18 protein-coding genes and 1 pseudogene are annotated in these 17,154 nt (G+C 35.2%); all 19 read left to right on the top strand.

Annotated features, from left to right (window positions below; translation table 11 throughout):
- Positions 1–14: 14 nt before the first annotated feature.
- The 19 genes and pseudogenes from J2Z26_RS06450 to rpsB all read left to right on the top strand — a co-directional run bounded on the left by J2Z26_RS06450 (position 15) and on the right by rpsB (position 17,108).
- Positions 15–377: a response regulator gene (locus J2Z26_RS06450; RefSeq protein WP_193536641.1), complete on the top strand. Its 363-nt coding sequence runs from the start codon at positions 15–17 to the stop codon at positions 375–377.
- A 23-nt stretch (positions 378–400) separates the two neighbouring features.
- Complete coding sequence (gene fliO / locus J2Z26_RS06445) at positions 401–1,060, top strand: flagellar biosynthetic protein FliO (protein ID WP_227413718.1); 660 nt, start codon at positions 401–403, stop codon at positions 1,058–1,060.
- Complete coding sequence (gene fliP / locus J2Z26_RS06440) at positions 1,057–1,722, top strand: flagellar type III secretion system pore protein FliP (RefSeq protein ID WP_193536638.1); 666 nt, start codon at positions 1,057–1,059, stop codon at positions 1,720–1,722. The genes fliO and fliP overlap by 4 nt, the downstream gene beginning before the upstream one ends.
- Positions 1,723–1,737: 15 nt before the next feature.
- On the top strand, positions 1,738–2,007 hold the full coding sequence (gene fliQ / locus J2Z26_RS06435; RefSeq protein WP_193536636.1) for a flagellar biosynthesis protein FliQ: 270 nt from the start codon (positions 1,738–1,740) through the stop codon (positions 2,005–2,007).
- A gap of 4 nt (positions 2,008–2,011) precedes the next feature.
- Positions 2,012–2,788, top strand: a complete 777-nt coding sequence (fliR, locus tag J2Z26_RS06430) for a flagellar biosynthetic protein FliR (protein ID WP_193536634.1) — start codon at positions 2,012–2,014, stop codon at positions 2,786–2,788.
- Positions 2,789–3,871, top strand: a complete 1,083-nt coding sequence (gene flhB, locus J2Z26_RS06425; RefSeq protein ID WP_193536632.1) for a flagellar biosynthesis protein FlhB — start codon at positions 2,789–2,791, stop codon at positions 3,869–3,871.
- Positions 3,872–3,925: 54 nt separating this feature from the next.
- The gene (gene flhA, locus J2Z26_RS06420) at positions 3,926–5,962 is read left to right on the top strand and encodes a flagellar biosynthesis protein FlhA (RefSeq protein WP_193536630.1); all 2,037 of its coding nucleotides are present in this window, start codon (positions 3,926–3,928) and stop codon (positions 5,960–5,962) included.
- Positions 5,959–7,125, top strand: a complete 1,167-nt coding sequence (gene flhF, locus J2Z26_RS06415) for a flagellar biosynthesis GTPase FlhF (protein WP_193536628.1) — start codon at positions 5,959–5,961, stop codon at positions 7,123–7,125. The genes flhA and flhF overlap by 4 nt, the downstream gene beginning before the upstream one ends.
- Positions 7,122–7,988, top strand: coding sequence for a MinD/ParA family protein (locus J2Z26_RS06410; protein WP_193536626.1), 867 nt, complete (start codon positions 7,122–7,124; stop codon positions 7,986–7,988). The genes flhF and J2Z26_RS06410 overlap by 4 nt, the downstream gene beginning before the upstream one ends.
- Positions 7,989–8,000: 12 nt before the next feature.
- A pseudogene (locus tag J2Z26_RS06405) lies at positions 8,001–9,072 on the top strand (protein-glutamate methylesterase/protein-glutamine glutaminase).
- 58 nt (positions 9,073–9,130) lie between these two features.
- Positions 9,131–11,182, top strand: a complete 2,052-nt coding sequence (locus tag J2Z26_RS06400; RefSeq protein WP_193536624.1) for a chemotaxis protein CheA — start codon at positions 9,131–9,133, stop codon at positions 11,180–11,182.
- Positions 11,183–11,300: 118 nt separating this feature from the next.
- On the top strand, positions 11,301–11,750 hold the full coding sequence (locus J2Z26_RS06395; protein ID WP_193537352.1) for a chemotaxis protein CheW: 450 nt from the start codon (positions 11,301–11,303) through the stop codon (positions 11,748–11,750).
- 4 nt (positions 11,751–11,754) lie between these two features.
- Complete coding sequence (locus J2Z26_RS06390; protein ID WP_193536622.1) at positions 11,755–12,405, top strand: chemotaxis protein CheC; 651 nt, start codon at positions 11,755–11,757, stop codon at positions 12,403–12,405.
- Positions 12,389–12,886, top strand: a complete 498-nt coding sequence (locus J2Z26_RS06385) for a chemotaxis protein CheD (RefSeq protein WP_193536620.1) — start codon at positions 12,389–12,391, stop codon at positions 12,884–12,886. The genes J2Z26_RS06390 and J2Z26_RS06385 overlap by 17 nt, the downstream gene beginning before the upstream one ends.
- 186 nt (positions 12,887–13,072) lie before the next feature.
- The gene (locus tag J2Z26_RS06380; RefSeq protein ID WP_193536618.1) at positions 13,073–13,837 is read left to right on the top strand and encodes a FliA/WhiG family RNA polymerase sigma factor; all 765 of its coding nucleotides are present in this window, start codon (positions 13,073–13,075) and stop codon (positions 13,835–13,837) included.
- A 54-nt stretch (positions 13,838–13,891) separates the two neighbouring features.
- Positions 13,892–15,256 (top strand): DUF342 domain-containing protein, encoded by a 1,365-nt coding sequence (locus J2Z26_RS06375; RefSeq protein WP_193536616.1) that lies wholly within the window; start codon positions 13,892–13,894, stop codon positions 15,254–15,256.
- 27 nt (positions 15,257–15,283) lie between these two features.
- Positions 15,284–15,592 carry a hypothetical protein gene (locus J2Z26_RS06370; protein WP_193536614.1) on the top strand — a complete coding sequence of 103 codons (309 nt, stop codon included), beginning with the start codon at positions 15,284–15,286 and terminating at the stop codon, positions 15,590–15,592.
- 9 nt (positions 15,593–15,601) lie between these two features.
- Positions 15,602–16,204: a hypothetical protein gene (locus tag J2Z26_RS06365; protein ID WP_193536612.1), complete on the top strand. Its 603-nt coding sequence runs from the start codon at positions 15,602–15,604 to the stop codon at positions 16,202–16,204.
- A 205-nt stretch (positions 16,205–16,409) separates the two neighbouring features.
- Entirely contained in the window at positions 16,410–17,108 is a 699-nt protein-coding gene (gene rpsB, locus J2Z26_RS06360) for a 30S ribosomal protein S2 (protein WP_193536610.1), read from the top strand.
- Positions 17,109–17,154: the final 46 nt, after the last annotated feature.

The following is a 17,154-nucleotide window of genomic DNA, read 5'->3' as shown; positions in this document are numbered from 1 at the left end:
GGGAATTTAACGATATGGCACATAAAATTTTGATTGTAGACGACGCAGCTTTCATGAGAATGATGATTAAGGATATTCTTTCTAAGAACGGTTTTGATGTAGTTGGGGAAGCAGCAGACGGTGCTCAGGCTGTTGAAAAATATCAGGAACTTCAACCTGACTTAGTAACAATGGATATAACGATGCCTGAAATGGATGGAATTACTGCATTAAAAGAGATTAAGAAACTTAACCCGAATGCGAAGGTAATTATGTGTTCCGCAATGGGACAACAAGCAATGGTTATTGATGCAATCCAAGCAGGTGCAAAGGACTTTATTGTTAAACCTTTCCAAGCAGACCGAGTTATTGAAGCTATCAGCAAAACATTAAGCTAATCCAAATAAAGAAGGTGCGGCATTTGCTACAGCGTATTATAATTTTAACTTTTATTCTTTTAATTTCTTTTTCAAACATATTCATGTTTTCAACAGTAGTTCATGGTGATGAATCAAATAAGAACGTTGATGAGTGGTTAGATGATAACGATGAACCTTCTGAAGAAATAGACGGTACAAGCAGTGAAACTGATTTGAATGAACTAGGTTCTTCAACGGAATTCTCTGCTTGGGATTTCTTTAAGATGATTTTTGCAACCATTTTTGTAGTTGGTCTAATTTATCTTTTACTAAAATTTATTAATAAAAAAAATAAATTATTTAACCAGTATAAATATATTGAAAACATTGGAGGGACGAGCCTAGGTACCAATCGTTCCATTCAATTAGTTAAAGTCGGAGACCGAATATTGGTAGTTGGTGTAGGTGAAGATATCCAGCTACTAAAAGAAATTGATGATAACGAAGAAATTAAGGAAATCCTTGAAGAGCATAATTCTAGATTAGATCACTTAGCTCAGCCAAGAGATATCTTTAATAAACTTCTACAATATAAAAAGGGTAAATCATCAGCGGATACGAATGAATTTCAATCAATATTAAAAGAGCAATTATCTGAACTCTCAAAAGGTAGGCAAAAAATGTTAGAGGAGTTCTCGAAGAAAGGATCTAACAAAGAATGAATGAATTTATGGAGTTTTTTAATAACAGCGCCCCTGAAAATGTATCCACATCTGTTAAATTGCTCCTATTGCTAACTGTTTTAACAATTGCACCAAGTATTTTAATATTGATGACCTGTTTTACAAGAATAATCATCGTCCTTTCATTTGTACGTACGTCGTTGGCGACTCAACAGATGCCACCTAATCAGGTTCTAATCGGATTGGCTTTATTTTTAACGTTTTTCATAATGTCACCCGTTTTGTCTGAAGTAAACGAGGAAGCTTTAACGCCATTATTTAACGAAGAAATTAACTTGGAAGAGGCATATGAACGAGCAGCTTTACCATTTAAAGAATTCATGGCAAAACATACTAGACAAAAAGATTTACAGTTATTTTTGAATTATTCCGGAAGTGAACGACCAGCCTCAATCGAGGAAATTCCTCTAACAGCACTTGTACCAGCATTTGCAATAAGTGAAATTAAGACAGCTTTTCAAATTGGCTTTATGATCTTTATTCCATTTCTTGTAATAGATATGGTAGTTGCAAGTGTACTAATGTCCATGGGGATGATGATGCTTCCACCTGTTATGATATCATTACCCTTTAAAATTTTATTATTTGTCTTAGTAGATGGTTGGTATCTAATCGTTAAATCATTATTACAGAGCTTCTAGAGAAGGGGAAACTAAATGAGTCCTGAATTTGTTATTTCATTAGCCGAAAAAGGGGTTTATACAACACTTATTATTAGTGGTCCTTTATTATTGCTAGCTCTTGTAGTTGGATTAATTGTCAGTGTCTTTCAAGCAACAACCCAAATTCAAGAACAAACACTTGCGTTTGTACCTAAAATTATTGCTGTATTAGTGGGTTTAATCTTTTTCGGACCTTGGATGTTAACACATATGTTGTCATATGCCCATGATATTTTCGGTAATTTAAATAGATTTGTAGGGTAATAGAATGCTTGAATTATATACAAGTTTTCCAGCGTTTTTACTAGTATTTGTAAGGGTTTCTAGTTTTTTTGCTACCCTCCCTTTATTTTCATATCGAACAATACCGGCTCAGCATAAGATAGGGTTTGCCTTTTTCTTATCATGGATTATGTTTTTTACGATAGATGCTCCAGTCTTAACGATTGATGGTTTTTACTTGATGTTAGTTATTAAAGAAGCACTTGTCGGTTTAGCGATAGGCTTAGTTGCATACATGATAATTTCTGCTATCCAGGTTGCTGGGGCATTTATAGATTTTCAAATGGGATTTGCAATTGCAAACGTTGTTGACCCGCAAACTGGGGCTCAAAGTCCTCTAGTAGGGCAATACCTTTATACCTTTGCTTTATTGCTGCTTTTAGCTGTAAACGGACATCACCTACTTTTAGACGGAGTCTTTTATAGTTATCAATTTATACCGATTGAACAAATGTGGCTCCCACTAGGGAATGAAAATGTAATAGAGTTTGTTATGAAAGTGTTTAACCACATGTTTGTTATAGCATTCCAAATGTCAATCCCAGTTGTAGGTTCTCTATTCTTAGTTGACCTTGCATTAGGGATTGTGGCAAAAACTGTACCACAGTTAAATGTCTTTGTTGTTGGACTACCATTAAAAATCTTGGTGAGCTTTATTGTGTTGATTCTAGTAATGGCAGCCATGATGATGCTTGTGGGTCAGTTGTTTGAAAGCATGATTTATATCATGAGAGGTTTAATGGGGTTACTAGGGGGTACGTAAATGAATTTAGTAAGGCTTGATTTGCAATTTTTCGCGGGTGAAAAAACAGAAAAAGCCACTCCCAAAAAGAGGCAAGATAGTCGAAAAAAAGGTCAGGTAGCCAAGAGCCAAGACGTAAATACAGCTTTTCTACTAATTGCCATTTTTCTATTGCTCCTGTTTATTGGTGGTTTCCTCAAAGATATCACTTTAAATATTTTTCGACACTCTTTTCAGGAATATATGTTAATGGATGTGTCAATAAGTACAGTTCATAAAATTTTCTTAGATCTATTATTGGAAACAGTAATCATTGTTGGTCCAATTATGGCAGTTGCATTATTAGCTGGAGTTGGAGCCAATTTAATGCAAGTTGGTTTTTTATTTTCAACTGAATCCATCCAAATGAAACTTAGTAAAATTGATCCAATTCAAGGGTTTAAACGAATTTATTCAGTAAGAGCTCTTGTAGAGATGATTAAATCCATTTTAAAAATCTTATTTATTGGGGCTGTAACCTTTTTCGTTATCTACCTAAATATCGAACAAATTCTTAAGCTTTCTCAGATTACATTAGGTAATTCACTTGCCTTTTTAGGAAAGCTAACAATTCAAATGGGGCTTGCAGCAGCCTTTGTGCTTTTACTTTTGTCAGTACTAGACTATTTCTATCAAAAATATGACTATGAAAAAAATATTAGAATGTCTAAACAGGATATAAAGGATGAGTATAAGAAATCTGAAGGGGACCCATTAATAAAATCGAAAATTAAGCAAAAGCAACGTGAGATGGCTATGCAAAGGATGATGCAGGAGGTCCCAAAGGCTGATGTTGTCATTACGAATCCAACTCACTATGCAATTGCTCTAAAATATGATGAGAACAAAATGGATGCACCATATGTTGTTGCAAAAGGCGTTGATTTTGTAGCTCAAAAGATTAAAGAAATTGCCAACGAGAACGATATTATCATGGTTGAAAATCGTCCTCTCGCAAGAGCGTTGTACTCCCAGACAGAGATTGGGGATGCAGTACCTGAAGACTTTTTTAAGGCTGTTGCCGAAATACTGGCGTATGTATATCGTCTTAAGCAAAAAGTGTAATTCACAAAAACTTATTATGTAACTTTATAAATGATCCGAGGGAGAGAGTAATCCATGTCAGCAAGAGACTTATCTGTTCTGCTAAGTGTAATATTAATTGTTGCTATGCTTATTATTCCATTCCCAGGATGGATGTTAAGTATTCTTATTATCATTAACATAGCTCTTGCTCTACTTGTTTTGCTCACCTCAATGAATATGCAAGAACCGCTTCAATTTGCTATTTTTCCATCATTATTACTACTTTTAACCTTATTTAGATTAGGTCTTAATGTGTCAACTACAAGATCAATACTTGCGAATGGTGAAGCTGGTGGAGTAGTTGAAACGTTTGGTACATTCGTTGTTGGTGGAAATGTTGTTGTTGGTTTCGTTGTTTTCTTAATCTTAATCATAATTCAATTCGTTGTAATTACAAAAGGGTCAGAACGTGTATCTGAAGTTGCTGCTCGATTTACCCTGGATGCAATGCCAGGAAAACAAATGAGTATCGATGCTGATCTTAATGCAGGGATGATATCGGATAAAGAAGCAAGAGAGCGTCGAGATAAAATCGGTAAAGAAGCAGATTTTTATGGAGCGATGGACGGTGCGAGTAAGTTCGTAAAAGGAGATGCCATTGCAGGTATCATTATTGTATTAATTAACATGATGTTTGGATTTATTATTGGTATGACTCAACAAGGTCTAGGATTATCTGAAGCGTTATCAAAGTATACTATGCTTACAGTTGGTGATGGAATTGTCAGTCAAATTCCAGCGTTATTGATATCCACTGCAACTGGAATCGTAGTTACAAGAGCAGCCTCAGATGGTAACCTGGGACAAGATATTACAGCTCAATTATTTGCATATCCCAAAATGATTTATGTAACAGCTGGGACTATCTTTATGCTTGGTCTGGTTACCCCTATTAACGATATTTTAACAATCCCAATTGCTGCAGCTCTTGCATTTGGAGCATTTATGATTGGCCGAACTGATAAAGTTGAAGAACAATCATTGGATGACGTTGAAGAGGAACTTGTTGTAGATGGGTTGAAAAGCCCAGAAAGTGTTGTCAACTTATTAAATGTTGACCCTATTGAATTCGAATTTGGGTATGGTCTAATCCCCTTGGCTGATACTAACCAAGGAGGAGATTTATTAGACCGCATTGTTATGATTAGAAGACAGCTTGCAATAGAATTGGGCTTAGTCATTCCGGTAGTTCGGATACGTGACAACATTCAATTGCAGCCTAATGAATATCGTTTGAAAATCAAAGGTAGTGAAATGGCAAGAGGAGAGTTACTGCTGGACCATTATTTAGCAATGAGTCCAGGCGTTGATGATGACTCAATAGAAGGAATACAAACGATTGAGCCTTCCTTTGGTCTACCTGCAAAGTGGATATCTGAGGATATGAAGGATCAGGCTGAAATGCTTGGCTACACAGTAGTCGATCCACCATCCGTTGTATCTACCCACATAACAGAGTTGATTAAAGCAAATGCACATCAACTAATTGGTAGACAAGAAGTGAAGCAATTAATTGATCACCTAAAAGAGTCTTATCCAATACTAGTTGAAGAGGTTACACCGAATCCATTGTCTATTGGAGATATTCAGAAGGTTTTAGCAAAATTATTAAAAGAAAATGTTTCGATTCGTAATTTACCTATCATTTTTGAAACTTTAGCAGACTTTGGTCGAATGACATCAGATACTGATTTGTTAACTGAATATGTAAGACAATCCTTAGCACGTCAAATTACGAATAGTTACGCAAATAATGGTGATACACTAAAGGTTATCACTTTATCAGGGAAAATTGAGAAGACAGTAGCTGAAGGTATACAACAGACTGAACATGGTAATTACTTGTCCCTTGACCCTACTGTTTCACAGACAATTATTGAAAATATTGCTACACAGATTGAGCATGTGTCCCTACAAGAACAATCACCAATTTTACTATGCTCACCAGCAGTGCGTATGTATGTAAGGCAAATGATTGAAAGGTATTTCCCGCAAATTCCGGTCTTATCCTACAACGAGTTAGAGGCGAATATTGAAGTTCAAAGTGTAGGGGTGGTGAATATTGAATGAAAGTAAAAAAATTTATAGCAAAATCAATGCCTGAAGCTATGAAGCAAATTAGAAGTGAACTTGGTAGTGATGCCGTAATTTTGAATTCGAAGGTTGTACAAAGGGGTGGATTTTTAGGCTTCTTTACTACGAAAAATATCGAAGTAATAGCAGCTATTGACCCTGTACAACCCCAAAATATAAAGCCAGTTGTGAAGGAAAAACCAAAAAAGTCGTTTGAGCAGCCCAAAAAGGAAATCCCTAGTTTTGAAGGTATAGTAACCACGAATGTAGTAAACAACGATAACTCAGAGCTTATTAAGGAAATCCAAAGCCTAAGGGATATGATGCAGGATATTTCTACAGGGATTAGTACAAGCTTTGAGCATTATCCTGAACCCTTAAAAGATTTGAATAAGCAATTAATTCAACAAGAGGTATGTGACACGATAAGGCAGGACGTACTAACTCATCTTATAGAAAGGTGGTATTTGACAAATGCCACTGCTTCTACTGAAGAGGTATTCAAATGGGGTAAGGAATTCCTAATTCAAAGGTTAGGGGCTCATCAATTTGGAGGAATTACGTATCAAAAGAAATATATAAACGTCGTTGGTCCAACGGGGGTAGGGAAAACCACTACCCTTGCGAAAATTGCAGCCGAATGTCTGCTTAAGGATAACAAAAAAGTAGCATTTATAACAACAGATACTTACAGAATTGCTGCTATTGATCAATTGAAAACCTATGCAAAGATACTAGGTATTCCTATCGAGGTTAGCTATAATATAAGTGATTTTAAAGCTGCTAAAGAAAAATTTAAGGATTATGATATAGTCTTAATTGATACTGCCGGCCGAAATTTTCGAAATAAACAGTATGTTGATGATTTAAGAGGAATCATTGATTTCAATGAAGAGATAGAAACACTGTTGGTTCTATCACTAGCTTCTAAACTTTCAGATATGAAGGATATATATAAGCAGTTCTCACTTGTTAAAATTGATAAATTTATTTTTACAAAAGTGGATGAAACAAGTGTGTATGGTCCAATGATTAATTTGTTAAATGAGTCTGGATTGGGAGTCGCCTATTTAACAAATGGGCAAAATGTGCCAGATGATATTAAGGTTGCAAGCCCTGACTCAGTTGTTAATACGATATTTGGAGACGAGAAGCTATGAAAGATCAAGCAGAAAGCCTTCGTATTAAATTACAACAGAAAAGATCATCTACTAATCATACAACCTCTATTGCAGTAATCAGTGGAAAAGGTGGGGTAGGGAAATCAAACCTGTCTTTAAATTTTGCATTGTCATTAAAACAACAAGGGAAATCGGTATTGTTGTTTGATATGGATATCGGGATGGGCAACATTGATATCTTAATGGGTGTTACTTCTCAACATACAGTGGTTGATATGCTAGATAACCAACTCCCAATAAATGAAATTATACAAGAAGGTTCAAATGGCTTGGCATATATTTCAGGTGGCTCTGGACTATCATCTATTTTTACTATGGAGTTTGAAAAGATAGACCGTTTTTTTGAACAGCTGCAACTAGTGCTACCTCAATATGAATATGTCATATTTGATATGGGAGCTGGTATGACAAATGAATCTTTACAATTCCTAATAGCAATGGATGAAATTTTCATTGTAACCACTCCGGAACCAACATCAATTACAGATGCTTATGCTGCAATGAAATATATATATTCTTTTAATAACACCATTCCGTACTATTTAGTAGTAAATAGGGCACAGTCGGAAAATGAGGGTAAGCAAACTTTACAAAGACTTAGTAATGTAGTTTCTAGATTCTTAAATAAAGAGACCATCCAACTAGGGATTTTGCCTGATGATAAAACTGTTAGCAAAGCTGTTAGTCATCAAACACCATATATACTCTACTCTCCAAAATCAATGATTAGTAGGGCCATTGAGAGTCTAACGAGCCGTTATTTAGAGAATACACCATATAATGAAGGTTTAGAAATGAGGTACTCTTTTATTACAAAGTTAAAAAGACTAATCGAAAGGTAGGGTTTTAACATCTTGAAGAAAATAAAAGTTCTCGTTGTAGACGATTCTGCTTTTATGAGAAAGTTGATTTCTGATTTTCTATCGAGTGAGGCAATGATAGAGGTTGTTGGAATAGCTCGAAATGGACAAGATGCCCTAGCTAAATTAAAACAATTGAACCCCGATGTTATTACGATGGATGTAGAAATGCCTGTCATGAATGGAATTGAAGCACTTAAACAAATCATGCAAGTGCGTCCTACACCTGTGATCATGTTATCAAGTACTACAACAGAAGGTGCCGAGAACACGATTCAAGCGATGACATACGGGGCATTCGATTTTATAGCAAAGCCTTCTGGTGCCATTTCACTAGACTTACATATCGTCAAGGATGAAATTATCAGCAAAGTGATACATGCTAGCAGAAGTAATATAAAAGGATTACTAGAATCAACTAAAGAAAGTACAATTTCAGGCGATATATAGTAAAATAGAACTATCCAATAAACATATTACATGGAAAAAAAGTAGTAAAAAAATTCTGTGTATTGGGACATCTACAGGTGGACCTAGAGCACTTCAAAAAGTACTTACCGGTTTACCCGGAGATATTGACGTCCCTATTTTCGTTGTCCAACATATGCCACCTGGTTTTACTAAATCACTAGCAGATAGGTTAAACTCATTATGCGAAATAGCCGTCAAAGAGGCAGAACACGGCGAAGTAATAAAAAAAGGAGTAGCTTATATAGCTCCAGGAGGATATCATCTCAAAGTTAAGAGAATTGGTACTTCCTTAGCCATTAACATAGAGCACTCTGAAGTGCGTAATGGGCACAGACCTTCTGTTGATGTAATGTTTGAATCGATTAGCGAGTTACAAGATTATGTGAAAATTGCAGTTATTATGACTGGAATGGGCTCGGATGGTTCAAGAGGATTAAAACAATTAAAAGAATCGGGCCAGGTAATCGGAATTGCTGAATCTGAAAATACCTCTATTGTTTTTGGAATGCCAAAAGCAGCTATAGCAACGAATCTGATTGACAATGTAGTTCCGCTAGATACTATTTCTGACACGATAATGAGCTACTTGAGGTAAGTAATAGTTCAAAAGGTTATAAAACCTATGGACAATCCACTAATGGGGTGAAGAAGTAATGGATGTAAATCAATATTTAGAAGTATTTATCGAAGAGAGTAAGGATCATCTACAGTCATGTAATGAACAACTATTACTACTTGAAAAGAATCCTGAAAACCTGACTATCGTAAATGAGATCTTTCGATCCGCACATACTTTAAAGGGTATGTCTGCAACAATGGGTTATGAAGATTTAGCTAGTTTGACTCATCAAATGGAGAATGTACTTGATGCAATTAGAAACAAAAAAATTAAAGTAAGCCCCTCTATATTGGATGTTGTTTTCCAAGCAGTAGACGATTTAGAACAAATGGTTTTTTCGATTGCAGAAGGTGGAGATGGTAAGAGGAATGTAGTTCAAGTAGTAGAGAAGTTAAAAAGCATCGAAAAGGGCGAAGAAATTCCTAAAGATCTGGCTGTTACGGTAAAGGTTGAATCTGGGAATAAAATGATTTATGATGACTTCGAACTTACAGTATTACACCAATCAAAGGAACAAGGCTTTGAGAGTTATGAAATCACAGTTAGATTACGCGAAGATTGTCTTTTAAAAGCAGCTCGTGTATTTATGGTTTTCGAAATTCTAGAGCAGGTTGGAGAGGTAATTAAATCAACACCTTCAGTTGAATTACTAGAGGAAGAGCAATTTGACCAAGAGTTTTGTGTAACGATCGTTTCTAAAGAACCTAGTACAGATTTACAAAAACGAGTGTTGAAGGTTTCAGAAGTCGAAAATGTAGTAATAAAAGTGCTTAATTTTTCAAATAAAATGGTAGATAACCAAGTTTCTATGGAAGCAGAACCGGAGATAGCTGCAACAGTTGCTGTAGATGTACCGGAAATTAAAGTAGAAGATAGTGTAGAGTTAATTGAGGCTGAAGAAGTTAAGAAACCAGTTACCGCAAAAGGAGCTGGAGCAAATAATAAAACTATCCGTGTTAATATTGAACGCCTAGATATACTAATGAATTTATTCGAAGAATTAGTTATTGATAGAGGTCGTTTAGAACAAATCTCCCATGATCTTAATAACTCCGAACTTGATGAGACTGTTGAGAGAATGTCCAGAGTTTCTAATGACTTACAAAATATTATTCTAACAATGAGAATGGTTCCAGTAGAAACTGTGTTTAATAGATTTCCACGTATGGTACGACAACTCGCTCGTGATCTTAACAAAAAAATAGATTTACAAATTGTTGGTGCTGAAACAGAGTTAGATCGTACAGTTATTGATGAAATTGGGGATCCATTAGTTCATTTATTAAGAAATGCACTTGACCATGGTATAGAAACCCCTGAAGTAAGAAGAAAAAATGGCAAGCCTGAAGAAGGAAAAGTAATACTTAAAGCATTCCATAGCGGAAATCATGTGTTTATTGAAATTGAAGATGATGGTGCAGGTATTAGTAGAGAAAAGGTATTACGTAAAGCGATTAGTAGAGGTATTGTAACAGAGCAATCTGCTTCGACCTTAACCAATAAACAAGTTTATGAGTTAATTTTCTCATCAGGTTTTTCAACAGCTGAGGTTATTTCCGATGTTTCTGGACGTGGAGTAGGATTAGATGTTGTGAAAAACACAATTGAATCCCTAGGTGGATCGATTACAATTGATTCAAAAGAAGGAACCGGATCTATCTTTTCAATTCAATTACCGTTAACATTATCGATTATTTCGGTCATGTTAGTAGAGATTCAAAAAGAAAAATTTGCGATTCCACTATCTTCAATTATTGAAACTGCAATTATTAAGAAGCAAGATATTTTAAGTGCTCATAATCAAAAAGTGATCGATTTCCGTGGAAAGGTAGTCCCTCTTGTATTCTTAAAAGATATCTTTGAAGTACCTTCAGCTAAGGTAGAAGATGACTTCTTCTCAGTTGTGATTGTTCGTAAAGGTGAAAAAATGGCAGGTTTAATTGTTGATTCATTTATCGGTCAACAAGAAATCGTTTTAAAATCTTTAGGAAACTACTTAAATTCAGTGTTCGCAATTTCCGGTGCAACAATTTTAGGTGATGGTCAGGTTGCACTAATAATTGATTGTAATGCATTGATAAACTAATCGATATTCGAAATAGATGCAAGCAATGCCTTGTTAAAACATAAGTTAAAATAAGATAAGGCATTGCAGTTCTTTTCGATAGCTTAAAGGGGCGGGAACAAGTATGTCAGGAAAAGAAATGACCGAACTTAAAGTAATTGTTTTTCAACTTCAGGATGAGGAATATGGTGTTCCAGTAGAACAAGTGCGTTCTATTGAAAAAGTTTTGCATATTACTAGAGTTCCTCGTACTGAAAGTTTTGTAAAAGGTGTAATAAATCTACGAGGTGTTGTTACTCCCATAATAGATTTAAGAAAACGTTTTGGTCTTGCTGAGGAAGATTATACCGAGAATACTCGTATAATTATAGCCGCACTAGAGGATATGGAAGTAGGATTGATTGTTGATGCTGCAAATGATGTAATTGACATTTCTAAAAATTCGATTGAGCCACCTCCAGATGTTGTGGGATCAATTGAAGTTGAATATATCAATGGGATTGCTAAGTTAGACAAAAGGCTTCTTATCTTATTAGATTTAGAAAAGGCACTCAATCCAGAAGACTTTGCTGACAAAATTGTAGGGTAACTTTATGTCAATAATACAAAACTTAAATTCAACTCATATTGATGTATTAAAAGAAATTGGCAATATCGGAGCGGGGCACTCTGCGACTGCACTTTCCAAATTATTGAATAAGAAAATTGATATGAAAGTACCAAATGTAAAATTAGTAACTTTTGATGAGATGATGGATATGGCTGGTGGACCTGATAATGTGGTCGCTAGTGTTTTCTTGAGAATAGAAGGAGATGCTCCTGGTAGTATGTTTTTTGTGCTTCCGCTTTCTCAGGCTTCTCGATTTATTCATCAAATGACTGGAGAAAACACATTTTCTTTCGAGAAACCACCATATTCTGAAATAGGTATTTCTGCACTTCAAGAACTTGGAAACATACTATCTGGGTCGTACTTATCATCACTTTCTGATTTTACAAATTTAAACCTTTATCCAACTGTTCCAGCTCTCTCAATTGATATGGTTGGTGCCATACTTGGATATGGTTTAATCGAACTATCTCATGTCAGTGATTTTGCTATTGTTATTGATACCATCATCACAGAGGAAGAGGACGGAAATAGTGAGGACGTAAAAGGACACTTTTTTCTGTTACCAGATCCAGATTCGTTTGAAATTATCTTTAAGTCTTTAGGAGTAATGTTAGATGAATCAAACGGTTAATGTTGTAAAAGTTGGTATTGCAGACATGAATGTAGTGAAGGCACCTGATTCAATTAGGACATCCGGGTTAGGATCATGTGTAGGTATTATTTTATACGATCAACAAAAGGAAGTTGCTGGTCTTGCTCATATAATGCTGCCTGATTCTTCTTTAGGTAAAGCCGGAACAATTAATATTGCGAAATATGCTGATACAGCTATTGAGGAGTTAATACATCTGGTGGACAAAATGGGGGGAAGAAAGTATGCTCTTCAAGCAAAAATTGCTGGAGGTGCACAAATGTTCCAGTTCACTAGTGGTAGTGATGTTATGAGAATTGGTCCTCGAAACGTGGAGGCAGTAAGAAAACAACTTGAGCGCTTTAGAATTGATATCGTCGCTGAGGATGTTGGTGGGAATAGTGGGAGAACCATTGAGTTTTTTCCTTCAACTTCATTACTATCTATTCGTACCGTGAACCAGGGGACTACAGAAATTTGAAGTTCTAAAAATTCTTCAAGACCAACAAAGATACCCAAGAATGCGAAGGTTGTAGCCTTCGTATTTTTTATACTTATAGATAATTTGTAAATATGTACGAGTTTTTAAAAGTTTCCTGCATTTTTTGATATACTATAGGTAAATAAGTATTATTTTACCTTGTTACACATGTTTAGGAGGAGAATCATGACACAGATGTCATCAAGTGAGGATCAAAAAAATTGGGATAAATGGATTAACTCACGAGACCCTCTTGCAGGTGATATATTAGTCCGCAAATATATGCCTTTAGTTACTTATCATGTGGGACGTATATCAGTTGGTGTTCCAAAGAGTGTAAGTAAAGATGACTTGACGAGTCTAGGTCTATTAGGACTGTATGATGCACTTGAGAAGTTCGATCCATCACGTGATTTAAAATTTGATACATATGCTTCCTTTCGAGTTAGAGGTGCAATACTTGACGGTCTAAGAAAAGAGGATTGGCTCCCTCGTAGCTCGAGAGAAAAAACCAAAAAGATAGAGGCTGCGATTGAAAAGCTTGAACAAAGGTATATGAGGAACGCTACTCCTGAAGAAATAGCTAAAGAACTGGGAATTACAGAAGAGGAAGTTTATCAGACGGTGAATGAAGGATTTTTTGCAAATGTCCTTTCGATTGATGAACAACTTCAAGAGGGTGAAGGGAAAGAGAGCGCTGTTTTCTCTTTAAGAGATGAAAGGATTCTTACTCCTGAAGAGCATCTTGTTAAAGATGAAATATATAGCCAATTAGCTGAAGTTATAGCTCAGCTAAACGAAAAGGAACAGTTAGTTGTAAGTTTATTCTACAAGGAAGAGCTTACGCTAACAGAAATTGGACAAGTTATGGAACTATCCACATCTAGAATCTCACAGATACACTCTAAAGCCATTTTTAAGCTGAAAAATATCCTTGAAAAAGTAATATAGATAAACGAATAGAGAGATATACTTGGGGCATTTTTTACTAAGGGAGGGTGAGAGATGAGTGACATGTTCAGGCTTAAGGTTGCAAAAGATTCCTTACAGGCTTTCTTAACGGTTGAAGAAAAAGAGAGTGATTTATCATTGGTAACAGAACAGAAAATTATAAGTTTCTTAGAATCTAGAGGAGTCACTTTTGGCATCCAAGGAGAAACAGTAAAGAACATAACAGAAAATCCTGAGTTACTTTACAATGAAAATCTTATAGCAGTAGGCAACAAGCCCTTAATTGGAAATGACGGGTTCCTAAAAATTGCAATCACTGAGGAGTCCGATGCTAACCAGGAATTTAATTATCGAAATGTAATTAAAATCCCTTCAGTACAAACCGGGCAAAAAATAGGATCGATTATACCTCCGACTAGTGGTATAAATGGAAAGACCATTTTCAATCAGGAGCTAAACGCAGTTCCTGGCAAGCCGTTGAAACTAAGGATGGGGAAGAACATCGTTGAAAAAGATGGCCAACTCTATGCTACGATTGATGGACAATTAAGTTTAACTGAAAACAAAATAAATGTTTTTCCTGTTTTTGAAGTTAACGGTGACTTAGACTTAAAAACTGGAAATATTACTTTTATCGGTAACGTCGTTATTAGAGGGAATGTACCAACTGGATATTCTGTTCATGCAGGCGGGGATATAAAGATTTTTGGCATGGTAGAAGGAGCAGATCTGAACGCTGGTGGTTCTATATATGTCTCTGGGGGAATAGCAGGCTCCAATCGTGGAAAAATTACAGCAGTAGGAGATATCCAGGCTTCCTATATCAATCAAGGTCACGTAGAAGCGGGGCATAACATTGAAGTGAAATCAACAATTTTACATAGTTTTTTAAAAGCTGGTAACCAGGTCTTATGCAGTAGTGGTAACGTTATTGGAGGGTGTTGTACTGCAGGTGTATCTATTCATACATTAAATTTAGGAAATGAAATGCACTCTAAGACAGAAATTTGCTTCAATGTAGATTTACAGTTGCTTGAACAAGAAAAGCTATTAACTCACCAATTGGACCAAATAAAAACCGAAACCGAAAAACTGAAGATTATTGCAGAAAAGTTAACAGAAAAATATCGCACTACAGGATCACTGAACTCACAAGAACTAACCCTTCTTAAAAGGCAAAAGATTACTGAATCACAACTAAATACTCAAGAACTAGAAGTATTTGAACAACTTCAAGAGATTTATAGAGCTATTAATAAAATTGAGCAGAGTTATTTACTTGTTAATGGGACAATTTATCCAAATGTAACGATAACTTTTGGTAAGTATAAGAGAATAATAAATTCCCTAAACAAAGCAGTAAAAATCCACATGAATAATAAAGAAATTGTTATTCATTCTATAAATAAGTCTTACTGAAACCTTACATAGGGATGTGGTCTAAATATGAGTTTGAAATTAATCGAATTGCAAGTTGCCCTTCCTAGAACTCAAGATATGGGAAAGGTTCAAGAACAGTTGAACCAAAGATCCCAACTGCAGCAAGACCTACTTGTAAATGCAGCTCATCAAGAAGAAGAAAAGAAGCGAAAACAAGTAACTAAAAACGATGAACTTGGAAAAACATCAACTGGTAATAAAAAGAGCTTTGGGCAAACTGCTCACAATAAAGAAAACAAGAATAACGATAAGCTTCAAGATGAATCGAAAGAGCAACACCCTTATAAAGGAAACATTGTAGATTTTGTTGGATAGAGGGATAAGATGACTACATTTTTACTGCTGTTCTGTTTTGTTTTAATTGCTATTGCCTATTTATTAATCATAGTTTTATATCAAAAGTTCTCAACGATTAAGGAATTAGAAAAAAAGCAATCAACTATCATCCATGAAATGGAACAGATGATCACTATCTACCTTATGGAGATGAAGGAAGAAAATGAAGCTTTTCTTACTAAGTTGTCACGGGATGAAAAAGATTTGGATAGTTCATACGATAAGGGAGAGAAGAACCTAACTCATTCAAGCTCTAAAGATAAATCCTTTAATAATGAACCTTTTGAGATCATTGAAGAATCTCTTACTACGCAAGAAATGGAAAGTTTGTTACCTAAGTATGATGATGAAAATAAATTAGAAAATAATGTACAAAATAAAGTTTATACTAACCCTACTATTTTAAAACAAGAGAATGCTATAGGGGAAGCAAAATCAACTTTTAAAATAAAGGACGACTTATATGTTCAATCACTATCTGCTCAAGCTTTACTTCTACAAAAAAAGGGTGAAAGTATTGAACAAATTGCCAAAAAGTTAGGTAAAGGAAATACAGAAATAGAGTTATTACTGAAATTTCGTCAAAACTAGCAATTGTTCTTGATTAGTTACAACAGATTATGTTATATTAATTTCTGGTGTTATTACACACGTTCATAGATTTAAACATTGGTGCTGATTTCATTGTATTGTATTTTGTTCTTTCGACAGTCATTTACAAAATCAATAACAATGACAGTTTTGTTTAAAGATGATATGAACGGAGGAGAAAAAACCATTTTAGGAGGAAATATTCATGTCAGTAATCTCAATGAAGCAATTACTTGAAGCTGGTGTTCACTTCGGTCACCAAACTCGCCGTTGGAACCCAAAAATGAAACGTTACATCTTTACAGAGCGTAACGGAATCTACATTATCGACCTTCAAAAGACAGTTAAAAAGGTTGAGGAAGCTTACAACTTTGTAAGAGAATTAGCAGCTAATGGTGGAACTATGCTTTTTGTAGGTACTAAAAAACAAGCTCAAGACTCTGTAAAAGAAGAAGCTGAACGTTCAGGTATGTACTTTGTTAACCAACGTTGGTTAGGTGGTACATTAACTAACTTTGAAACAATCCAAAAACGTATCAAACGTTTAAAAGATATCGAAAGAATGCAAGAAGACGGTACTTTTGAAGTACTACCTAAAAAAGAAGTAGTACAACTTAAGAAAGAATTAGAGCGTTTAGAAAAATTCTTAGGTGGAATTAAAGAAATGAAGCAACTTCCTGATGCTTTATTCATTATCGACCCACGTAAAGAGCGTATTGCAGTTGCAGAAGCACATAAATTAAATATCCCTATCGTAGGTATCGTTGATACTAACTGCGATCCAGATGAAATCGATTATGTAATTCCTGCAAACGATGATGCAATTCGTGCTGTTAAATTACTTACAGCTAAAATTGCTGATGCTATTATGGAATCTAAACAAGGTGAAGAAACTTCTGCTTAATGAGCGAAAGGTGATAAGAGGGGCTGCCTTTTATCACCTTTTTTAA

The sequence above is a fragment of the Cytobacillus luteolus genome (assembly GCF_017873715.1).
Lineage (GTDB): Bacteria > Bacillota > Bacilli > Bacillales > Bacillaceae_L > Bacillus_BV > Bacillus_BV luteola.
This window is presented reverse-complemented; position numbering and strand designations above follow the sequence as displayed.